Below are 21555 nucleotides of genomic sequence, written 5' to 3' on the forward strand. Positions count from 1 at the left end.
CGATTTTCAGATCCTCCACGATTCGTTTCGCTACCGCTTCATGCAACTGTGCAGTAGGATGCCGGTCGTAGGGCGTCAACGCGCCAGGAGCGTGGCCTTCCGGGATTTGGGTGTAGTCCAAGTAGCGAATGCCCGATCGTTCGAGAAACGGGATCAGTCTCCGTGAGTCAATGCCGCCCGAGGGATGCTCTGGCCAGAGGACGACGTAAAAGTCTCGCGAATTGAAGCGCTGAGCAGATGTGTGTTGCGATTCCAGGATTAGACGGACGGTCAAGTCGATCTGGGAGTCCGTAACACGAAATGGAAAATCTATCCTGTAATACTTCATGAATTGCTCGTGTGCGAGCAGCTTGTACAGAGACACGTGAAACGCGTCCGAGGAATGAAATGAGCCGTCGCGCTCGGGTATGCCGTCGTCGTTTATGCCATGAGAATCTCCCGTGAACACACGCTGTTATTGGAGATCAGCCTCTGCGTTTGCTGCAAGTCTGGCAAGCACACCGGTTACAGGATCGTGCCGTGAGTGAGCGTGAGAAGTCCGGAATAGAAGTAGTTAAGCAGGCTTTCACGGAGTGAGCGTCAACGTCGCACTGGCTTCGCCGGATGCCGGCACGGTCGTGGTTTGAATTGACAAGCGCACGCTGTTCAGGGCGTCGTCGCCGGTGTTGGCGTGTTCCGAAAAGACCAGCGCAACCAGTGTGTACGGACCGGGTTCCAGGCCGCCGATTACAAACTGTCCGTTTGCGTCAATATCCGATTCGCCGGTCTTGAGACTCTCCAATCCAATGATCGCTTCGAACGACGAGGTGTCGACACTCACGTGGCCCGGCAGTGCGAGGACTTGTCCTGTCTCCCCCTTGGCCAGATTGGTGATGGAGCCTGTCACGCCGGATGCCGTGTCGAACGCGACGTCTTTTCGTGCCGTTTCTCCTTCACGAAGGTCTACATCGAACGTCCGGCGCAACTCCGCTTGGCCCGCGCGCGCCGTCACCGCGACCAACGCTGCGCCGGGTGCAATGTTCTCGACGCGATAATACCCGTCTTCGCGCGCCGTGGAACCAAAGTACGAAAGTCCCTCGTCTGTCGTCACGGTGCCTTGAATCTCCGCGAAGGTGACGGGTTCTCCGTTGGCGGAAATAGTCCCTTCGAGAGCGGCGAACCCGGCTGGGAAATGGAAGTCGACGTTCGTGGTTTTTCCGGCCACGACTTCGGCTTGACGCTGCAGGCGCAGCGGATCGGCCTTCGAGTCAACCGCTTTCCATTTCGCGAGCACATCCACCAGACCCAGGCCGATTCCGGGGATACGGTAGTGGCCATTTTCATCGGTGGTGGACTGTTTTCGGACGCGCGGCGGCGTGAGCCTCAGGGCAACTACAGTCTGTCCTTGCGCGGGCACGTCCCCTTGATAGACCGTCCCTTCAAGCTCACCGCCTTGACCCAAGACAATCTCAATCGGAGTGACGGCTCCGCGCTCAGGCACCGCTTTCGCGGTAGCTGCGAGATACTCGTCATGAATTGCGGTGAGTTCAATTGGCGAGTCGCCGAGTCCACCGATTTCGAAAGTCCCGTTTGCGTCGCTTTCCGCGAGCACCGGTCCTTCCGTATCAGAGCCGAAATGAATCGTCGCCGCTGGTACGGGCGCGCGGTCGGGCGATAGCACAATGCCCGAGATGCGCGCTTCCGTTTGCAGCACGATCTCCACGGGGACAGCGGGTGTGCCGGGTTCGGCTGCAGACGCGGTGACGTAACCTGCTTCGTATCCTTCAGCGCGCGCACCGAGTGTAAAGGGAGCGCCGCTCGCTATATCCGATATTTCAAATCGCCCTTCCTTGTCTTCAAATGATTTCCATACGGTCTGCTTACCGCGGACAATTTCCTTCCAGAGGGGCTCGTTGTCAATCACCTGCCTTACGTAGACCACGTCGAAATTTGAAATGGGTTGTCCTTGATGATCGATTACCCGTCCGGATGCGGTGCTTGTGTCGGTGAGAATGAGCGTTATGTCCGCACTGCCCGAGGGTACGTTCTCTTCAACAGCTTCGTTGAAATGCTCCTTGAACGCGCTTACGCGGTACTCCGCATTATCCAGATCGCCAACGGCAAATGCTCCCGCCGCGTCAGAGAACGTGTTACGAGGTCCCTTGGCCACGTCATAGATTGTGACGGCCGCGTCGACGATAGGCTGATTGCGGCTGTCCAACACCCAGCCGCGAATCGCGGGCTCATTCACAGTCAGCGGCGGAGGAGTCTCAGACGATGAAGCGATGTTGAAGGAAGGCTCCGGTTTCGAAAGGTCGAGCGGTGACGATTGTGGCGCGAGTACACGTGGCCTCGGGGATGCCTCCTGGCGCGGCCGGGTATAGAACGCCAGAGCGATTGCGGCGCAAATGGCCGCAACCAGCACCATGGCGATCTTCGTCGGCGTGTTCATAGTTGTCTGCGCCTTGCGACTATTGCGTTTGCGGATCTCGAATGAGCACTGGAATCAGAATACGCTCGGCGCCGGGCTGGTCCGTGGCCACGGATACGATGGTCGCTTTCCGCTCTGCAGGCGGGACTTGGGAGGCCGTGAGCACAATCGCCGCGGGATGATCTGCGTCTACGGATTTCTCGGACTCGACCTTGACCGCGAGCAGGTCTTCCTCAAACTTCACTTCACGGATCGTCAGCGCGGCCCCCGTCGCATCGCGCATCACAACCCGCTGCGTGGCGGGCGCGTTCGCAGACGGTTCAAGCAGTACTTGCGCCGGTTCAGCCGCGACCCGCGATGCCATGCGAAAGAACACGGGGATACTGACAATGGGCTGATCCTTGCTCGTGGTCATCACGTGTACCGTGCCGGACTGCGCGCCGGGCGGCGCATTCTGGGCTGTTCGCACCTCGATGATGTGGCGGTCGATTTGTTGTCCCCACTCGGGTTTGACGTTCTTGTGAATGATGCATGAAATCGGTCCAACAGCTACCACGCCCAAAACGTCGGGTAACGGTTGATTGGGCCGGCTGGCGCGCACAATGATTCCTTCTTTCGAGAGCGGCTGGTTCTGAATGTAGGCGAGCTTTGGCGCGCAGAGGATGGACTGCGGCATTACCAGGACGTCGCCGACGGCCTCACCCTGCACGGGGATCTTCAGAGTGGCCTCTTCGTTGCCGACCCGAAGCCGTGCCGTAACGGAATTGGAGATGGAGCCCAACGGGACATCGGGGGAGATCCGGAAGCGCGCTTTGATGCGGGAGCCGTCCTTTGTTTCTTCTCGAGTCGCAGTGACGCTTAACGTGGGCGCGGCCATGTGAATGTCCAGCAACTCAATGTCCTTGATTGAAGTGCCGGAGACAAACGTCAGGTCTTTTCCAATATCGTCGCCACGTGGCGCCATTCCCCATGACAGCGCTTTGTCGGGCATGGTAAGCACAAGGGCCTCGACCTTGACGGCAATATCGATGGCGGTCATGGGTTCCTGAGGATCGTTGGTGGTTACGACGATTGTGGCGACGCGATCCCCGACAACGTCCTTAGAATCGTATTTCAACGTAAGCTCATGTTGGGCGCCTGGCGCAACGGTAGGCTTGGCATCTTTGGGAGAGAAGTCAGTTGTCGCGCATGGGCAGGAGGACTGCACATTTTGGATTTCGAGAGGCTGATCGCCGGTGTTGTTGATTTTGACGACGGCCTCGCCGATCTTGCCTTGTCGGAGGGTTCCGTAGTCGAGCTTGACCTTGTCGAAGACCGCTTTGGGTGCCGCATGGCAGAAGTCGGTGAGTACGGCGGCGGCAAAAAGTAGAACAAGTAATGAGTGCTGACGACGAATCGATAGTGAGCGCATAGACGACTGAGCTTCCTTATTGCCGAAGTTACATTTTGGGGGGAACGGGCCCGTGGAACCGTAGTCCCACAGGCCCGCGCCAAGAACAAGCAAAGATGGATGAGCTAGAACCGGCCCGCGTCGTACGTGGCGTTGGCCATGTCGTTGTTCAAGCTGATATCCGGATGGAAGCAGTCGACCGAACTCAACTGGCCGCGCGAGAACGCAATGCCGTATGAATCGGCGTCGTACCACACGCCTTGGGCAGTCGTTATCGAGGAGAGCGAGTTGTTGTACGCGATGTTCATGTTAGTCGCTTCGGTCCGCTGCGTAGAACCGTTGACCAGCATGTTCTTGCACCACGTGAAGACATTCCATTTCAGGAGGCAACCCAGGTTGCTCTTGCCTACATCATAGACACGCCGTACGTTCACCGTGGCGGTCACGAGGATGTCTGCTCCAGGAAGGCCCGCTTGAAGCACGTCGATGGCTTCATTCCACCGATATTCCCACGTAGCAATCGGGGTCATCTCGGCGGTGCTGTCACCGCACACATCGTTGCCGCCCATTTGAATCGTGACATACTGGACGCCCTGGCTCACCGAGCTGTTGGCTTGCGCAAGCAAATCGTCGGATTGAGCGCCATTCCATGCGTTGTTGTAAGCGACCGTGCTGGGATTTGCCGCGCGAATACGTTCCAGGTGGCTGTAGCATGCGTCGCTGGACGAATCGCCGGTGCTCCATACGTGTTCCGGTTGGTCATCGTCAATCGTGTCGTCGGCAAGCGCGCCGCGCGAGATACTATCGCCGATTGTCGCCATAGAAGCGGGATATGTCTGCGCGGATGCGCTCAGAGGCAGAGCGATAGACAACGAAAGTACGGCCAGAAGAATCAAGAGAGTCTTGGTCTGCATGGTCTACTCCTCTAGGGGCATGACCCCTATCTCGACGTGATATAGCCATTTCCACCAATAGGTTTCTGTCCGGAAAGACGAAGAGGCACAATCATGCACCGGACAGAAGGAGGATACGAAACGAGAGGGCGAGTCTGAATGGAGCCCGATTACCCGCCCGACACACACCGAGCTTGTTCCCCGATATCACCTCCCTCAACCGTGCGGGTCTACCCAATCACGTGGCAGTGAATGACTCAACTGCCATGCCCCTAGCCCAAGACGCAGTTGCACCATACGGCAGGACTATTGATTTTGTCAATGGGTTTTCGCTAGTAAACCGATCCAAGCGTATTGTCGCTCTGTTGCCGTGCGTTTTTGATGAACCGCATAATGTGCGCTACAGTTACTCACGGCGGGACTGTACGTGTATTCCGCTTTCAAATCTCACCTTGATCGAGGGGATGTCAAGAAAGAACATGCAATCTTCACGGAGTATGAATTTTGGCCGGTACGACTATGCCGCATTTCTGACATTTTTCACGTATGCAGCGGGTTCTGTCGTGATTCCCGTCGTGCTTGTTCAGTTGGCACGCGACCTGGGTTTCTCTTTGGAGACGGGCGGGATGAGCGCGGGCGGAGCCCTTCATCTGGGCCGTACGATTCCGATGGTGGCATCGATGCTGGTGTGCGGTTTTGCGGCAGGCCGCTGGGGGGTGAAGCGCTCCCTGGGATGGTCGGTGCTGCTGATGGCGTGTGGAATGGGCCTGTGTGCGCTGTCCCCCATGTATGGAATGCTCTTTGCCGCGCTCATGGTGGCAGGCATCGGTGAAGGAGTCATCGAAGGTTTGGCGACGCCGCTGGTGCAGGAACAGCATCCTGAGGAACCTGGCCGGTACATAAACTTCTCGCACGGATTCTGGTCCGTTGGCGTCCTGACCACCGTTCTCGTCTCGGGGGTGTTGTTATCCCTGGGCGTGTCGTGGAGAGTGCATACGGGTTGTGTGGCGCTTCTTGGTTTGTTCCCTGCGCTTCTGCTACTGCTTCCTGAATCGCGAGCGGCGGAGAATAAAGAGTCAATCGAGCCTCTTCACTGGAGGACGACGTGGAATCACGCCTACGCTATTTGCCGCACGCCGCGGTTCTGGTTGTTCTTTGCCGCGATGTTTGTAGCGGGAGGTGGAGAATTCTGCCTTACATTCTGGTGCGCCAGCTACATTCAACTGAATTTCACCACAGCCGCGTGGGCGGGCGGCGTCGGCACCGCGTTCTTCGCCGGAGGAATGGTGATAGGCAGAACGGGGTGGGGCTACCTCATCCAACAACGCCATCTGAAGCAGTTGGTGTTGTACTCGGCCATTGCCGGCGCCGGGATAACGCTGTTTATGCCTGCGGTCACTAATTTGTGGTTGTTCTTTGGGATGGTCTTTCTTGCGGGGCTTGCGTCAGCCCCTTTCTGGCCCAGCCTGCAAAGCCATTGTGCGGATCGTTTGCACGAAAGCGACACGACGATGCTATTCATCCTCCTCTCATGCGCAGGCGTCCCTGGGTGCGGGTTCTTCACGTGGCTGATGGGAGTCGTCGGCAATCACAGTGGACTTGGCACAGCCTTCTATCTCGTGCCCGCGTGTTATGTGGTCTTGGCACTGCTGACGGCGTTCGATGGGAGCCGTGCTGCGGTGTATCTCAACCTTGCCAACGAAACAGCAAATGAATGAAGGTGCGCTGACCCACAATATGCGCTGGCGAACTAAGCGCCGGCGGCCGGGAGTTCCGGCGCTATACCTCGAATTGCGCGGCGCCGCGCAAAGTACTTCGGAATAGCTCCGTGCGCGGGTGAGAAAAGTGCCGCGAGGACGAAGAGCAACCCGCTGACCACCGAGATGGCACCTGCCGTCGAACCGTCGAGCCATGCCGCGAGAAAGTATCCGCCGACGGAACTGGCCATGCCGACCAGAACCGAAAGAACGAGCATGCGCGAAAGACGGTCGGTCAACAGATAGGCCGTGTTGGGTGGAACGACAAGGAGTGCGACGACGAGGATGGCGCCAACGCTCTCGAAGGCTCCCACCGTCGTCAAAGAGACGAAACCCATGAGCAGGTAATGCCATAGGGAAACGTTGATGCCAATGGCTGCCGCGAGCGCCGGGTCGAATGCGCAGAGCTTGAGTTGGCGGTACCCCAGCGTGATGAATGCCACGTTGGCAATGGCAATCGCTCCCAGTATCCATGCCGCGCGCGGTCCGATCGGAGTGTCACCCATGAAAACCACGTTAAGCGGCGCGTTTTCGATTTCGCCGTAGAGCACGCATTCGGCATCCAAGTCGACTTGCCCCGCGAATGCGGATACGAGAATGACTCCGATGGCAAAGAGCCACGTGAACGTCACGCCCATCGACGCGTCCGACTGCAATTTGCCATGGCGCTCTAGAGCGTTCGTCAGGAAGGCCGTAATCAGCCCGAGGGCTCCGGCGCCCACGAGCATGGGCAGCGTATTCCGGCTGCCCGTAAGGAGAAACGCGATTACAATGCCGGGCAAGACGCTGTGACTGATGGCGTCGCCCATCATCGCTTGCCGCTGCAAAACGAGAAAGCAGCCCACCAGCGCGCAGGATGCGGAGGCTAGGCACCCAATGAGGACAATCCACATGCCGATCGTCATAGCGATACCTGCTTGGCGATGTCCTCGCTTGCACGCGCCGGGATATGGCTCGCGTGTGGGTCGGCATCGGGGTTGTCGAGCGCGGCGATAAGGCGCGCTTCCAGTTCCGGAGTGATGATGTGTTCGATCTCGTCGGCGTCGTCGTGCACATGGTCTGGCGCGAGGTCGAGCTTACGCGTCAGATACAGTTCCCATAGCCTGTGGATACGCGTGAGATGCGCGGCGCGTTCAATACCGGCCTCTGTCAGCGAATATCGTCCCTGGAGCGATTCCTCCACGAGGCCCTGGTCGATGAGCAATGCCAAGGTGCGGTCCATGGCGTGCAACGTCATCGGGCGATGTTTGAGCAAGTCCGCGAGCGTGCGCGCCGCATTCACGCGCTGTTCCTTTTCGCCCAGCACGTATAGCGTCCGAACGACATTCTCCATAGCCGTTCGCTTGCGCGTATTCCGCAGTTGCAGTATGCGCGCGAATACGCCGCGGCGCGGCGCGAAGAGCAGCGAAAGGAGAAACAGGCTCGTAATGCTGACCACCATCCACGGACCGGTCGGCATGCGCGGTCCCAGGTAAGATACATAGGCCCCGATAGCGCCGCTGGCGGCGCCGAAGGCCCCGGCCAGCACCAGCATCGTGCTGAGCCGATGTGTCCAGTACCGCGCGGCGGCGGCGGGGGTCACGAGCATGGCGGCCATGAGCACGACGCCTACGGCTTGAAGGCCAATCGCAACCGCCAACACGATCAGCGTGGCCAGGAGGGTTTCGATGAAGCGCGAGGGAACACCCGCCGTACGTGCGTATTGCGGGTCGAAGGAGACGACCTTGAATTCCTTATACGCAAGCGCCACGGTCCCGAGGAGCAACACCGACAGGATGCCAAACGTCCATACGTCGCGATGGAGCATTGCCGCGGCTTGCCCAAAGAGAAAGCGGTTCAGTCCCGATTGTGCGGCGTTGCCGCTGCGCTGAATATACGTGAGAAGCAGAATCCCGACCCCGAAGTAGACGGACAGGACCATTCCGAGGGCGCTGTCTTCCTTGCAACGGGTGTGGCGGACGATCAGGTCGATGGATAGGGCCGCCAGCCAGCAGGCCAGCGTGGCGCCCACGAGAATCACGATGGGTTCCTTCGTGCCGGTGAGAAGGAACGCGGCACACACGCCGGGAAGGGCCGCATGCGCAAGCGCATCGCCCATGAGCGACCGTTTGCGGAGAAACGCAAAACACCCGATGACGCCGGCCGTCAGTCCGAGCAGCACGCATCCGATGAACACCAGCCGCGCGTTCGCGCTGGAAAACGTGAAGAACTCCAGCCAGGGGGGAAGCGGCGCATTCATTGGCGCGCTTTCCATTCCTGACGGCGGAGCTTTTCGCCGACCTCCGTGAGGAGGTTGAGACGTCCGCCGTAGGTTTTGTTCAGATTCTCAGGCGTGAATACGGTCTGTACGTCTCCGAAGGCGATCATCCGCAGATTGATAAGCAGCACCGAATCGAAGTATTCGGGGACTGTCTGTAGATCGTGATGGACCACGACGACCGTGCTTCCCTGCGCGCGCAATTCACGCAGTAGCTCTACGATAGCTTTCTCGGTGGCGGCATCGACGCCCGCAAACGGTTCGTCCATGAGATAGACCTGAGTCTGTTGGGCCAGGGCGCGCGCAAGGAAGACCCGTTGTTGCTGCCCGCCCGACAGCTGGCTGATCTGACGGTTCGCCAAGTCGGCCATGCCCACTTTCTCCAGGCAGTTCTTGGCAATTTCGTAATCGCGCTTGCGGGGCCGGCCAAACAGAGGAAGATGCCCGTAACGTCCCATGAGTACTACGTCGAGGGCGGTCGTGGGGAAGTCCCAATCCACGGATTCGCGCTGCGGGACATACGCGACGAGACGCCTGCCCTGATGAATGGGCATGCCGAAAATCTGCACGCGGCCCGACGCCAATGGAACGAGGCCCAGCACGGCCTTGATCAACGTGCTTTTGCCCGCACCGTTTGGCCCGACCACGGCGATGAGCTTCCCTTCCGGGAAGGCCACGTCGATATCCCATAGCACGGGGCGGTGTTGATACGCGACGGTTAAGTCGTGAACGTCGATTGGAGGTGCGGTTATAACCGGGGTAGTCATGACTAACGCAAAGCCTTTACGATAGTGTCGATGTTGTAACGGACCATGCCGATATACGTGCCTTCTGGTGAGCCAGCCTCCCCCATGGCGTCACTGAATAGCTGGCCGCCAATCGTCACGGAACCGTCGTGGGATTTTACTTCGTTAACGAGAACTTCTATGGATCGTTGCGGCACCGACGATTCCACGAAGACGGCCTTGATGCCGCGCGATGCGATAAGCTCCGCCAGCCGGGCCACATCCTGCGTGCCGAATTCGGCGGTCGTGCTGATTCCCTGGAGTCCCTTGACTTCGATGTCGTACGCGCGCCCGAAGTAGCCGAATGCGTCGTGCGCGGTAACCAGCACGCGCTGTTCTTTGGGTATTGTGGCTATCTGTTCGCGCGCATACGCGTCGAGTTGACGCAACTGCTCGATGTACGCGGCCGCATTCTTTTCGAACTCGGGCTTATGCGCGGGATCGACCGCCACCATTGCGTCGCGAATTCGTTCCGCCACGTGAATCCACAAGCCAACATCGAACCACACATGAGGGTCGTGCTGGCCTTGAAACTCCGGAGGATTCCGCAGACTGTCCTGCGGGATGCTGTCCGTCACCGCTACCGTGGATACGGTTCGCGCAAGCTTCTCAAGGACTTCGATCATCTTGCCTTCGAGGTGCAGGCCATTGTAGAGGATCAAGTCCGCCTCGGTGAGTTTCTGGATGTCTCCCTGGGAGGCTTTGTAGAGGTGGGGGTCGACACCCGGCCCCATAAGACCCGTCACTTCAACCCATTCACCGCCAATATTCTTGGCCGTGTCGGCAATCATACCGGTCGTGGTTGTGACTTTCATGGTGCCACCATGCGACTTCTGACGCAGGGAACCTGACGGAGCCTCGTGGGCAGCAGGGGAGCCGCCGCATCCGGCCGCGAAGGCGACAAGTACGGAGAGCAGGGCAATCGAACCCATGGCCCTGCGGAGATTTGTGGACATTGTGTCGCTCATCAGATGCAGTCCTTACTATAATTTATAACATTGATTAACAAAATTAACTTACGGTAATAATACCGTCTTTGGGACGGAAAAGCAAGGTCGCAACTTGGTTTCTCGAAGTTCTCCTGCCGCCGTATCCCGTCATTCGGGGACTGGGCGAAGGAAGCGATTCCCGATGCTCCCGTAGTCTGTTTCGGGCGCGGCGGCTCACTCAAACGCAGACATCGGACCGGTCAACGCGCCGTTTCTGCAAATGGATGTCTGGCTGCGAGAACCCTACTCGTCAGCCCATCAAAGAATCGAAGGAAGGTGATTGACTATACCCGCGTGCGATCCCGCGCCCGCCTTAATCTGGTGTAGTAGACGATTTACAGTGGAAGGACTTCCCGCTCGTAGTCAACCATGCCGAACGCCCTCTCGGCATCTTGACTTGTACCTATCATGGATGTCCCCTAAGGTTCTCAACGATTTTCGCCAATCTACAGCACAACCTTTTCCGGCCACAGGTTGCGTTTCGACGCGCCCCACAGTTTATTGATGTATTCGATGGATAAGACGTCTTCCCATGCGTGGAGCCAAAAGGAACCCCTGTCCGACAGGACAATCTGGTCGCCGTACTCGCGAAGGAATCCGAGGACTCTGAAAAGTCGCAGATACGACCCAAATGCAGTCTCAATATCCTCGCCAAAACGGTCAAAATAGGCGCTTCGGGTGAAGCGGGTTTCATAGATCCGCCAGTACAGCCATCCGGCCTGCTGCATCCGTTCGGACAGTTCCAAAGACAGCGCGATGGCTGTCTCGCGCTCATCCATGGCTTTAATGTACTCGGCGACGCCGAAGGTGTTCAGATAAAACAGGTCGGTAAGATAGGTACCTCCGCTCGCACCCAAACCGATATACAAGGGCACAGTCACCGAGCAGTACCGGGGTACGCCGCGTTTCGTAAACGCCCAGACGGAACTACGCTCATATCCGGCTTGGTAGAAAATCTTCTCCAAGATGGCCAGCATGCGCCGTCGCTTCAAGCTTAAAAACATGCCATGATTCTTGAGGCTGCCGTTTTGTCCTAAAGGAGTGTAAGAGAATCGGAACAGCGGATAGGCAGCCACCTGATCGACACCCAAATCCACGACCCGGTACCCCAACTCTTCGATTTCCCGGTACGTCTGTTCCGGTAACGCAAACATCACGTCCACATTGACGCAGTCGAATCCTTGCGATACCGCACGGCGCACGGCCGCTTTGACTTCTTCCACGGTGTAGGGTCGCTGCAAGAGCTTGAGGTGCCTGTCTACAAGCGATTCCACGCCAATGCTGAGGTGCCTCACCCCCATGGCCTTGAGCTCGTCCAGATTGTCGGAACTCAGGTGGTTGGGATGACTCTCCATGTGAATGCCGCACTGAAGATTGATGCCGTTGCGCAGGTGTCCGATTAGGTCAACAAGACCGGTGCGAAGCATTGTTGTGGGAGTACCGCCGCCGATATACAGCGACGTGACCGGCTTGCCATCTAGGAGTTCGCCATAGGAGTCAATCTCCTTCTTTACGGCGCGAACGTACTCTTTCGCAAGACCGTCCCGGTATATTTCCTTATTGTACGGGCAATACGGACATATCCGCTCGCAAAACGGGACATGCACGTAGATGCCAAGTGAATGGATCTTGTCGAATTTCTCATGGAGTTCGTCACGCGACGGGGCCCGTTTCCTGAGTAGAATTTGCCGTTCGCCGGTCAAACACTTGAGAAGCGTTTGTCGAAGGAGACGTTCCATGACTTTCTCCCTTACCGGCCAAGCGGCCACCCGTCAGAAGTATTTGAGCGCGTTAAGAATCGCCGACGGCTTCATTTTCAGAGTCTGATCGATTTCGGCGTAACTGAGATATCCGCAATCTCGACACAACTCGGCATTGCCCGAAAAACGACAGCATTGGTAAATGGTGCCTTTCTCATAGACGGAACAGATATTCAGCGGACGCCGCCAGTCGTCTCTGAGCGCCGAAAGCAATCCAGCGCGAGAGTTCAATATCCGGTATCGTTTGCGAAGTCTAAGAAGTTCTTGCAGGATTTGGCCCTTTTCAGCGCGGTCAATAACGAGGTCGTCGTACCCGTAGTAGGGTGTATGAAAGTAAAAGAACACCCCGCGTATGGCGTTGATGCCTCGCACGTATTCGCAAAACGCAATTATCTCATTCTTGTTGCGGCTGTTGATTGTGTAGTTGATGAACAGGGACGGATGCTGCGATTCCTGAATGTTTCTGAAAATGCGGTCGAAAGATCTGCCGCGCAGGGCATCATGTATCTCTCGAAGGCCGTCGACGCTCACGAAAACGGTGTCGGCAGCGGTCCGGATAGGCAGTGTGCCGTTCGTGTAAATGACAACCGTCAGAAACCCGACTTGATGCGCGTAATCCACGACCTCGTTGATGCCGTGCTCCCCGTCATGCCAAAGAAATGGCTCGCCGCCTTCCAGATACAGACAACGGCCACCTTCACGATGGAAGTCGTCGATCGCTGCAACAACGTCCGTGAAGTCCAAATCTCGGTGGCCACGTTCGTGTACTCGGCAATGTGCGCATCGCAAGTTGCAGCGGTTCGTCAGAACCAGTCCGCGTATCAACGGTGGGCTCCGCTGGGAAAGGACACGTCCGGCAACAAATCGCAGTCCGTACCACGCGGCGTTCATAAATGCCCCTACATTGGAAACGTATCGTTCCCGAGAATTCCTCCCCGTCCATAATAGCACTCCTTGTGGTGCAATCTTATTTAAATCTAGTGTTCGACGTGCTGCCTGTGTCAAAGAGTAGGGCTTTTCGACCTCTATTCCTGAGCGGAAATAAAGAGGAAATAGAAATAAATAGAAATAAAGGAGGGAAATAACAGACTACGAATTGTCGCCTTTTTTTCCGCTGTCGGGCGGTTTTCGCTTCCTGCCGCGCTGGCCCGGCTTGAGGTTGTGGCTAAGGATGGCTTCGATCCGCGTGAGGAACTGCGGGCGCGCCGCACGGTCTGCCCGTGTAGGTCCGTCGCCGGATACGGGTGACGTCATCCTCGTCGTCCTTCGTGGCTTGGGGATCGGGACAGACCCGTCTTCAATACGTTTCGCATGGGTCAGTCCCTCAGACCCGGCTCCACTGCGATTCGCTTGTGTCAGTCCCGCCTACGCTAGAACCCAGTCGTCAATAACCCCTTTTGCATACCACTCATTCGATAGTACTGAATCGGTACGCAATCCGCAATGGGCCGTAGCATCAGGGCAATCGAACCAAAAGTTGAGCAAAAACACCCACACCGTCATTCCCGCGCAAGCGGGAATCCATCTTCGTATTGAAAAGGCGCCCAATCCGTGAAGATGGACCCCCGCTTTCGCGGGGGAGACGAAAGAGCAGATTATCCAAGTAGTCGAAATCCAAAGCGATTTTAGTGCGATTGCCCTTACCGCAAGATCGTTCAGCAGACCAGCCGTTCTCAGAGAGTCATTCGACAGGATTGACACGATTCACAAGATGGAGATCCAGTGGTAGCCGACCAGACTTCGGTCTGTCAACTCCGATCTTCATCGTGTTAATCCTGCAAATCCTGTCCATACGAATTGCGGTTAGAACCCAGTCCCCAATCTCGGCGTGATCCGGTCGCTCCTCGCCTCACCGCGTTCCCAGTGCAACGAACTTGCTCCTATATATGAGGGGTATCAAACGAAAGGTAGAACCATGTCCGCCGGCATTTGCGCCGGTTGCGTCGCCCGGACGGCTTGCGCGAGTGACCATTCTTCCGGGGCGACCCCCTTGCCCCGTCAAATTGCGCGGAGGGGGGTGTCCCCCGGCGGAGTCACGGGAAGTGCCCGAGACTTCTCACTGGGTTCTCAGAGTAACAAGAGAAGTGGAGACCTTACGGTCGCCTGCCGACAAGTATGTCGGCGGAGTGGTCCGCCGCGGCAGATCAGGAGACTCCGCCACAACAAGGCCCGGCTGCCGACAAGTATGTCTGCGGAGACCGGGCGCTACGAAATGCATCCCGAGGGTTTTCGTCTTCCGTGTGGCAGGCATCTTGCCTGCCTCTTAATTGGGGACAGGAAGTCCCCGCCGGGGAGGCAGGCAGGATGCCTGCCACACCTTTTGGTGCAACCCGAGTGCGACGGTCAGTCCAGCGTAATCTCGCCGGGTCCGTCCAAGGTTATCTCTCTGGGCGCGGTGCCAGCAGTAACGATACGGACTACACCCTTTCCGTTGAGGCGCAGGCGCAGGTGTCCGTTAACGTCACGGTCCGCGATGACATTGACGGGGGTCTCCGATTCGATCTGCACCGGGATGCGTTCGAGTACCGCACATTCGCGGTCGTTGAGATCGATTTGGGTACGGACAGGTCCGGCGTCGACTGTGGTCGTGTAGTTCGCGGGAACAAGATGTCCGCGACCGTCGTAACGGTAGGCGAGGTGCAAGTCGCGCGATTCCGACCACCCGTAGACGGCGCTGTGCATGGTGACGAGGCGTTCGTTGCCTTTCACGTAGCCGGAGTGCACCTCTTGCACGGTTATTGGAAACATTTGCTTGGGCACGGATTCGTAGGCCAGCTTTACAGGCTCGTTGTAGTACCAGTACAAGTTGCCGTAGCGGAGCTTGCTGAGTACGTCGTCGTAGGCGCCCTCGTCGGTGGAGCACACCGCCGGGTTGCCCAACGTAACCGGCGCGGGAAGCAGCGCGACATCGGGCCCTTCGGTGACCTCTTTATCGGTGATTACAGGCATCGCGCACAACGTGCGCGTGGGTACGACGCCGTTGGCAATTACGACGCCGCCTTTGCCGCGAATCTTGTTGCACCACGCGGTCATGGCGTCTTGCGTAATCAGAATGACGGAGGTCTTCTTGCGCGCGATGGTGTGGGTTGCGGGATCGATGTCGGCGCTGTGACCGTCCCAACGGTCGTAGGTGTATTCGCCGCCGTAGCCGAAGAGAAAGCCGTCGGCGAACACGCCACGCGCGCCCATCTCGTCCATCATCACGTCGACGCTGTCGAGCATGGCCTTGCCGAAGGAGTTCTCGAGCGTCGGATAGTAGATCCACCAGCGCCAATTGTCCGCGACGCGTTCGGCGGAGAAATACGAGCTGCCCACGTATTCGTGGCCGTATACGGCCTGTTTGCCGTCGGGGCCGATAACCTTCGAGTCGCGAAAATGCTCGTCGGGCCGGTTGGTTGCAAAGAGTTGGTGCGCGACGTGAAACATGCCCTTGACTTCGGGGGCGACAGCTCGCAGTCCATCCATCATGGCGCGGACCTGCCTGCGTTCCTGCGGGTGTTCGATAAACTCGATGCCTTCGACAGAGATCGCGGGGTCGTCGGTACACCACGAGAGACAGAAAAGCGTGGCATACTTGGGATTGCGCATGGCGAAGTATTCGGGGCCGGGCACGAGCGAAGCGTCGCGGCGTTGTTGCGTGCCTTGTACAAATGCGAGAGCGCCTTCGATGGTGACATCGTTGCGGTGTTCGTCGCGGCGGATCGCGTTGACGAAATCGTAGTAGTCGCCGGTGGCGTTGGCGTAGATGGCCCATTCGAGCGTATACGATGCGCCGGCATCCAACGCGAATTCGCGCGAGGACAGATCCACCCAGGTCTGTCCGTCCGATGCGCCACGGCTCTGGACGATATAGACATCGTCAAGGGCGACGAGTCCCACGCCCAATCCCGGCTTGACGAGAAATGCCGTCGGACAGAACTTTAGTGGTCGGTCCTCTACGGGCCTGTACGTTTCTTTCGCAGCGATGAGCGCCTTCTGAAAGGGTTCGCCGCTCGTAGCGAGGCGATTGTGAAAGATGAGACCCAGCGGTTCGTTGGTCCGATTCGTGATGGTATCCGTCACCACGATGCGGCCCGGCTCGGTGCGGAACACGCGCTTTACTTCGTAGTGCTTGCCGGAAGCGGCGATGCCGCCTGGGACGGACGTTAGTACATGCCATTCGGGTTCGCCCGCTGCGTTGGTTCCGTCGTCACAGGTCAAGCGGTTATCGCCGCCATTCGGGATTGAGAACGACGATTCGAGTGTGAACGGCGTCTCCCCCACTTTCAATATGAGACCACCGCCGGGCGTTGGCTCCACGCGACATTCGGGAGCTGCCGGTTGAGAAGGTAATTGCGCGACCGTCATTTCTCCCGGTGACGGAACGACGGGCGGTGGCGCTGGGAAGTGGAACGGCGCGGCAACGCGCGCGGATCGAGACGAACCGGTCAGTTCCGCGCGCAGTTCGTAGTCACCGTCGTTGAGCGCATCGAGCGAGAATACGTATTGTCCCTTTCCCTCAACGGGGATCTTCGATACGGTTTGCGAAGTAAGCACGTCGCCGTCGCGCCGCGCAAGCGCTATGCGCACCTCTTCCCCATCGCGCAGCGGCATGATGCCGAGGAACGATACGCTGGCGCGCGCCTCTTTGTCGTCGTCATAGATATAGGATTGGAGCGAGAGATCGCCCTGTTTTGCGCCTGACTTGCGATACTTCTCCGCGCCGCTCCAGTACCACGCCGCAATCTCGTCGGCGCTGACCGCGCGATTAAATAAGGCTACTTCATAGATAGTCCCTCGGAACGGTTGACCCGGGGCGCTGATTCGCAATGGGGCCTCGCCATATGCGGCGGGCTGTAAGGAAAGCGTACCGTCGGGCAGGCCGTTCACATAGATGGTCGCGGTGTTGCCGCGCCGAACAACCGCAATGAAATGAACGGCGCGATTCTCCAACACCTGCGAGCCGAACGCGTATCGATCGGCCTCATGCTGACTTTCGCGGTACATAACGCGCCCGCTGCCGCCATCCACACGCAAAACAAAGCCTTCTTCGCGGTAGCGCTCGCAATCGACGATGGTCCAGTTGGTAGCATCGTCAAAGTACGGTGAAGCGTCGAGTCTCACCCACGCAAACAGGGTGGAGTCGCCGGCGATCTTGAGGGCCGGATTGTCGCCGAGGTCCACGTAGCTCTTGTCGGAACCGCCGAAGCGCAAACCGCCGCCTTCGGACGGCGGCACCCACTGCGCATCGGAGATGGCGCCATCGTGGCCGTGACCGGACCGGTCATGCAACGTCTGCCCGGAAGCATCGTCGAAGAGGTAGTGGGCCACCAGATTTTCCGAATCGGCTGCATTCGCGAGAGACGCGCAAATCGCCGAAAGAACCAGTAACACGCGCATGGCTTCGTTCTCCCCTGCTTGACCCCGCGGACATCGGGGCCATTCTATCAACATCGGAGGGGACAATACGCGGAATCGACATCGCTTCGGCCAGTTTGCGAATAGATGGATGGAGTCGCGAGCGGATCGGGCAAGGGAAATGACAAAAGAAAAAGCGCCGCACCGGCCCCTATTTCAAGCCATTGCGGCGCAAACGATCAAATGGTGGAGATGAACGGAATCGAACCGTCGACCTCTTGTCTGCCAGACAAGCGCTCTCCCAACTGAGCTACATCCCCATTGGGTCTTACTGCGAAGAACGATTATAGCCGAGGAACAGCCGGAAACTCAACTTGAGCTCGGCGCGTCAAAATAGGGAGGCTCTTTGAAAGGTCAGCGAGGGTAGCATCCAGTGAGGCCGGTGGAATACACTTGAAAAACCCCGAAGCATCGGATGCCGGGGATCTTGGATTCTGTGTAGTAGACTGTCGGAGACAGAAATCAATCTAGCGTGGACTGGACTCCAGCATGGAAATAGCGCATCGCATCGAAGATGGAATCACGGTTGTCTCGTTGCGCGGCCGGTTTGACGCGCCGTCGGCCCCGGACGCGGAGACCGTATTCAGGCAGTTGACTCAGGAAGGCGCGCAGCGGGTCGTGGTGGATTTCTCAGGTGTTGAGTACATCAGCAGCGGCGGACTGCGCGTGATTATCATGCTGTCCAAGGCGCTTGAAAAAAACAACGGGCAGATGGCCCTGAGCGGAATGAATCCGTTCGTATCCGAGGTGTTTGAAATCACTAATCTGGCGACACGCTATCGCATACTCCCGAGTTGCGAGGATGCCATTAGGGCGTTGCGGGCGGAGTCGTAAGCAATACGTGTGACGATCTTGCGCACCGGCTTGCACGGAGCGCCGTTGCATCTCCCAAATACCGCAAATGAATAGACCAATTGAGTCATGGCTGAACAATTCGTAGAAGACGACCCGCAATACGCCGCGACGTTGCCGTTGACGACGCAACCGCCGACGTACGCGCAGTCGACGGTCCTGACTCCGCGCGAACCGCCGAGCGACGTGTGCCTCAAAGTGGGCAACCTTCTGGACGAGCGTTACAAAGTGCTCGATGTTCGGGGCGGTCCCGGTGTGAGCGGCATGGGCGTTGTCTACGTCGTCGAGTCGGATGGAAACCGATTCGCGGCAAAGACGTTCCAGCACCAATTTTCGCAGAACCTGTCGCTTATCGAACGTTTCCTCAGAGAAGCGCGGACCTGGATACTGACGGGGTTTCACCCGAATATCGTGCACGCGTATTTCATCGATATTGTGGAGGCGTGCCCCTACTTGTTCATGGAGTACGTCGAATCGAATGCGCGCGGGACCGTGTCGCTGGCGGACAATCTTCGGGACGGTTCGCTCTCAATGCGCGATGCGCTGGACCTGGCCATTCAATGCTGTGACGGCATGATTCACGCGACGAAGCTGGTGCCGGGGCTGGTGCATCGCGACCTCAAACCCGAGAACCTGTTGATCGCCGCGGACGGCACTCTCAAAATCACGGACTTCGGACTGGTTCGGTGTCACATTGCCGAGGAAATCAAGCTCGATCACGTGGTCGAGGGCAACGGTAAAGATGACCTGACACAAGTTGGGGCAGCGTTTGGAACGCCTGCCTATATGGCGCCGGAACAGTTTGTGGAGGCGGGCAGCGTCAGCCAGGTTGCGGACATCTATGCCTTTGGGTGTTGCTTCTACGAGGCGATCAGCGGGCAGCGCTTGTTCACGATTCGTACCGATACCCCCATCGAGCACCTGCTCGCGATGCGACGGTTTCATCAGAGCGAACCGCCGGTGCCGTTGCATGACCGCGTGAAGGAATGCCCGCAAGAACTGGATCGCGTCATCATGCGTTGCTTGGAGAAGGATCCCGGCGACCGGTGGCAGACGTTTGAGGAAGTGCGCGAGCGGTTGCTGTTTGTGTACGAACGCACCCTGGGCAGTTCGTATGTGTCGCGCACCATGCCCGAGCCGACTCGCGCACAAATCGACATCCAAGAAAAATCGCTGACCTTGCTGGACGGTTATCACCGTGCCGTGCGCTTGCGCAATCTTCGCGAGAATCAGGACGCCAGCCCCTATGCGTTCCATTTGGCATTGGCGTCGTTCTTCCATTGCGCGGAAGAGTATGCGGAAGAAGGACGTCAGCTTGAAAAGGCCCTGCGCGTGTTAGGCCCCAATCAGGGCTATGAAGTTGTCCGGCGATTGGGTGAATTGCAGGTGCAATCCGGCGAACTGGACAAAGCCGAACGGCTATTAAACGACTTCTTGTTGGCGCATCCTCACGATTTGGATCGCTGTCTGGAACCGTATGTCTATCTGCGCGTAGCGCAGGGTGATTTTGCGGGAGCGGAAAAACTCCTGGAGGCGTTCACGCCCAATTGGCGAATCAGTATGTTGCGCGCCCGCGTGTTGCGAAAAGCCGGAAAGATCCAAGAACTTTCATCGCTTCTTGAAGGTCAAGTCGACCAGGCAATCTCCGAGATTAAGTCCGACCTTGATAGTATCGAATCCGACTCGCCGGTGGGTTGGGAGTACGACGGCGACGTACACGTGTTGAAGAAAGTCATGGCGGCGCTAGCCCCGGAGTACGACCTATCCGCACTCGATAGCGCAACTCATGCCGTATGGCCCGATCTGGATGCCTACCCCGACCTGTCGGCGGAGATGGCGTGGCTCAGTGACGCATTGGGGGGGCTCTCCGAGTTGGGCACGGTGAGTCCGTGCAAGGGAATCACCTACGGAGACTTGGCGCGACTGCTGGGGTATCCGAACCGGTTGCCGCGTCATTTGTCGCGCGACGAAACGTGGTTCTGGATGAGCAAGGGTAACGAACTGGAGTCGAAGTAAGCGAAGACAACTGAGTGTCCTTCGTTCTGCCCCGCCAAAAACGAAGACCCCCTCACCCTTGCGCGGTGAGGGGACCTCGCCACCATTCAGCCTTCTGACAAGCGCGCTAAGAGCACACTTGTAATAAGGCTGCTAACCGCCCAGCAACCGGGCGGCAGTTTGGGCTGTAATTTGCGATCGAGTCACTGCGCTCAGACCGCCTTGCAGCAAAATCTGATTGCGCGATTGCTCGATCGTTTGACGCGCGACATCCAGGTCGCGAATGCGCGACTCGGACTCCGTGCTATTCACGATACCAGTCTCGCGGACCTCGATTGCACGCTCGAACCGGTTCTGCTGTGCACCGAGACTCGATCTGTTCTGGTCGATACGGCTAATCGCCGTGTCAATGGTGCCTAAGGCGTTTTGAGCCCCGGTTTGCGTACTCAGATCCAGTCCGTTAAGCCCAAGGGCAGTCGTTGTAGAAGAACTGAGATTGACTTGATTACCGCCGGCACCCAACGATACGGACGATTGCGAGCCATTCAAGAGTTGAGTCCCGTTGAACTCCGTATTCTGGGCTGTCTCGTCGATCTGCGAAAGAAGCTGCTGCGCTTCCTGGTTGATGGCCGAACGCTGCTCATCGGTCAGGGTGCCGTTGGTTGCCTGGAGCGCCAACTCGCGCAACCGTTGCGTGGCATCGGCCTGGGTGCTCAATGCACCGTCGGCCGTCTGCACAGCGCTCACGCCGCTTTGCAGATTATTCACTTCTTGGGAGTATTGGAGCACTTCCGCCCGGAAACGCTCGGCAATCGCCAAGCCCGAGGCGTCGTCGGCGGCTCGATTGATACGCAACCCCGTTGCCAACTGCTCCAACCCACGGTTGAGCACGGTGTTGGTCTTCTGAAGTTGGCGTAAAGCGTTGAGTCCGCTCAGATTAGTATTGATTTGCAGTCCCATGCGCGGCGCACCTCCGCGTTTGCTGCCATCGCAGCGTACGCCGTAAGTCTACCACAGAATGCGCAGTTCGGCAATGCACGAGAGGGCTCCTCCGGATGCACACGCCCATT

Annotated in this window: 16 protein-coding genes and 1 tRNA gene; 3 read left to right on the plus strand and 14 right to left on the minus strand. The window is 57.9% G+C overall.

Annotation, left to right across the window (positions count from 1 at the left end):
- The 4 genes from K1Y02_07340 to K1Y02_07355 form a co-directional block, all read right to left on the minus strand.
- A partial coding sequence (locus tag K1Y02_07340; GenBank protein ID MBX7256161.1) for a hypothetical protein occupies nt 1–328 on the minus strand: 328 nt, incomplete at its 3' end.
- A 237-nt stretch (nt 329–565) separates the two neighbouring features.
- Nucleotides 566–2431 carry a carboxypeptidase-like regulatory domain-containing protein gene (locus K1Y02_07345; GenBank protein MBX7256162.1) on the minus strand — a complete coding sequence of 622 codons (1866 nt, stop codon included), beginning with the start codon at nt 2429–2431 and terminating at the stop codon, nt 566–568.
- Between the two features lie 19 nt (nt 2432–2450).
- Nucleotides 2451–3821 carry a DUF1573 domain-containing protein gene (locus K1Y02_07350; protein ID MBX7256163.1) on the minus strand — a complete coding sequence of 457 codons (1371 nt, stop codon included), beginning with the start codon at nt 3819–3821 and terminating at the stop codon, nt 2451–2453.
- Between the two features lie 104 nt (nt 3822–3925).
- Nucleotides 3926–4714 (minus strand): SGNH/GDSL hydrolase family protein, encoded by a 789-nt coding sequence (locus K1Y02_07355; GenBank protein ID MBX7256164.1) that lies wholly within the window; start codon nt 4712–4714, stop codon nt 3926–3928.
- Between the two features lie 458 nt (nt 4715–5172).
- Here K1Y02_07355 and K1Y02_07360 point away from each other — a divergent pair, with 458 nt between their 5' ends.
- Nucleotides 5173–6411, plus strand: coding sequence for an MFS transporter (locus tag K1Y02_07360; GenBank protein MBX7256165.1), 1239 nt, complete (start codon nt 5173–5175; stop codon nt 6409–6411).
- 32 nt (nt 6412–6443) lie between these two features.
- On the opposite strand, the gene K1Y02_07365 is transcribed toward K1Y02_07360, so the two are convergent.
- From K1Y02_07365 to K1Y02_07405, 9 genes are all read right to left on the minus strand, one after another.
- Nucleotides 6444–7355 (minus strand): metal ABC transporter permease, encoded by a 912-nt coding sequence (locus K1Y02_07365; GenBank protein ID MBX7256166.1) that lies wholly within the window; start codon nt 7353–7355, stop codon nt 6444–6446.
- Nucleotides 7352–8689, minus strand: coding sequence for a metal ABC transporter permease (locus K1Y02_07370; protein MBX7256167.1), 1338 nt, complete (start codon nt 8687–8689; stop codon nt 7352–7354). The genes K1Y02_07365 and K1Y02_07370 overlap by 4 nt, the downstream gene beginning before the upstream one ends.
- Nucleotides 8686–9474, minus strand: a complete 789-nt coding sequence (locus K1Y02_07375; protein ID MBX7256168.1) for a metal ABC transporter ATP-binding protein — start codon at nt 9472–9474, stop codon at nt 8686–8688. The genes K1Y02_07370 and K1Y02_07375 overlap by 4 nt, the downstream gene beginning before the upstream one ends.
- Nucleotides 9475–9476: 2 nt before the next feature.
- Complete coding sequence (locus tag K1Y02_07380) at nt 9477–10448, minus strand: zinc ABC transporter substrate-binding protein (protein MBX7256169.1); 972 nt, start codon at nt 10446–10448, stop codon at nt 9477–9479.
- Nucleotides 10449–10927: 479 nt separating this feature from the next.
- Nucleotides 10928–12220, minus strand: a complete 1293-nt coding sequence (locus K1Y02_07385) for a radical SAM protein (protein ID MBX7256170.1) — start codon at nt 12218–12220, stop codon at nt 10928–10930.
- Nucleotides 12221–12253: 33 nt separating this feature from the next.
- Nucleotides 12254–13132 carry a radical SAM protein gene (locus K1Y02_07390; GenBank protein ID MBX7256171.1) on the minus strand — a complete coding sequence of 293 codons (879 nt, stop codon included), beginning with the start codon at nt 13130–13132 and terminating at the stop codon, nt 12254–12256.
- Between the two features lie 198 nt (nt 13133–13330).
- Complete coding sequence (locus K1Y02_07395; protein MBX7256172.1) at nt 13331–13495, minus strand: hypothetical protein; 165 nt, start codon at nt 13493–13495, stop codon at nt 13331–13333.
- A 1089-nt stretch (nt 13496–14584) separates the two neighbouring features.
- Nucleotides 14585–17620 (minus strand): LamG domain-containing protein, encoded by a 3036-nt coding sequence (locus tag K1Y02_07400; GenBank protein MBX7256173.1) that lies wholly within the window; start codon nt 17618–17620, stop codon nt 14585–14587.
- Between the two features lie 202 nt (nt 17621–17822).
- Nucleotides 17823–17898, minus strand: a tRNA-Ala gene (locus tag K1Y02_07405).
- A 229-nt stretch (nt 17899–18127) separates the two neighbouring features.
- Between K1Y02_07405 and K1Y02_07410 the strand changes: the two genes are divergently transcribed.
- Both K1Y02_07410 and K1Y02_07415 read left to right on the plus strand, forming a co-directional pair.
- The gene (locus tag K1Y02_07410) at nt 18128–18472 is read left to right on the plus strand and encodes an STAS domain-containing protein (protein MBX7256174.1); all 345 of its coding nucleotides are present in this window, start codon (nt 18128–18130) and stop codon (nt 18470–18472) included.
- An 87-nt stretch (nt 18473–18559) separates the two neighbouring features.
- The gene (locus K1Y02_07415) at nt 18560–20506 is read left to right on the plus strand and encodes a protein kinase (protein MBX7256175.1); all 1947 of its coding nucleotides are present in this window, start codon (nt 18560–18562) and stop codon (nt 20504–20506) included.
- 132 nt (nt 20507–20638) lie between these two features.
- On the opposite strand, the gene K1Y02_07420 is transcribed toward K1Y02_07415, so the two are convergent.
- Nucleotides 20639–21445, minus strand: a complete 807-nt coding sequence (locus K1Y02_07420) for a flagellin FliC (protein MBX7256176.1) — start codon at nt 21443–21445, stop codon at nt 20639–20641.
- Nucleotides 21446–21555 lie beyond the last annotated feature (110 nt).

This window comes from Candidatus Hydrogenedentota bacterium (assembly GCA_019695095.1).
Classification (GTDB): Bacteria; Hydrogenedentota; Hydrogenedentia; order Hydrogenedentales; family SLHB01; genus JAIBAQ01.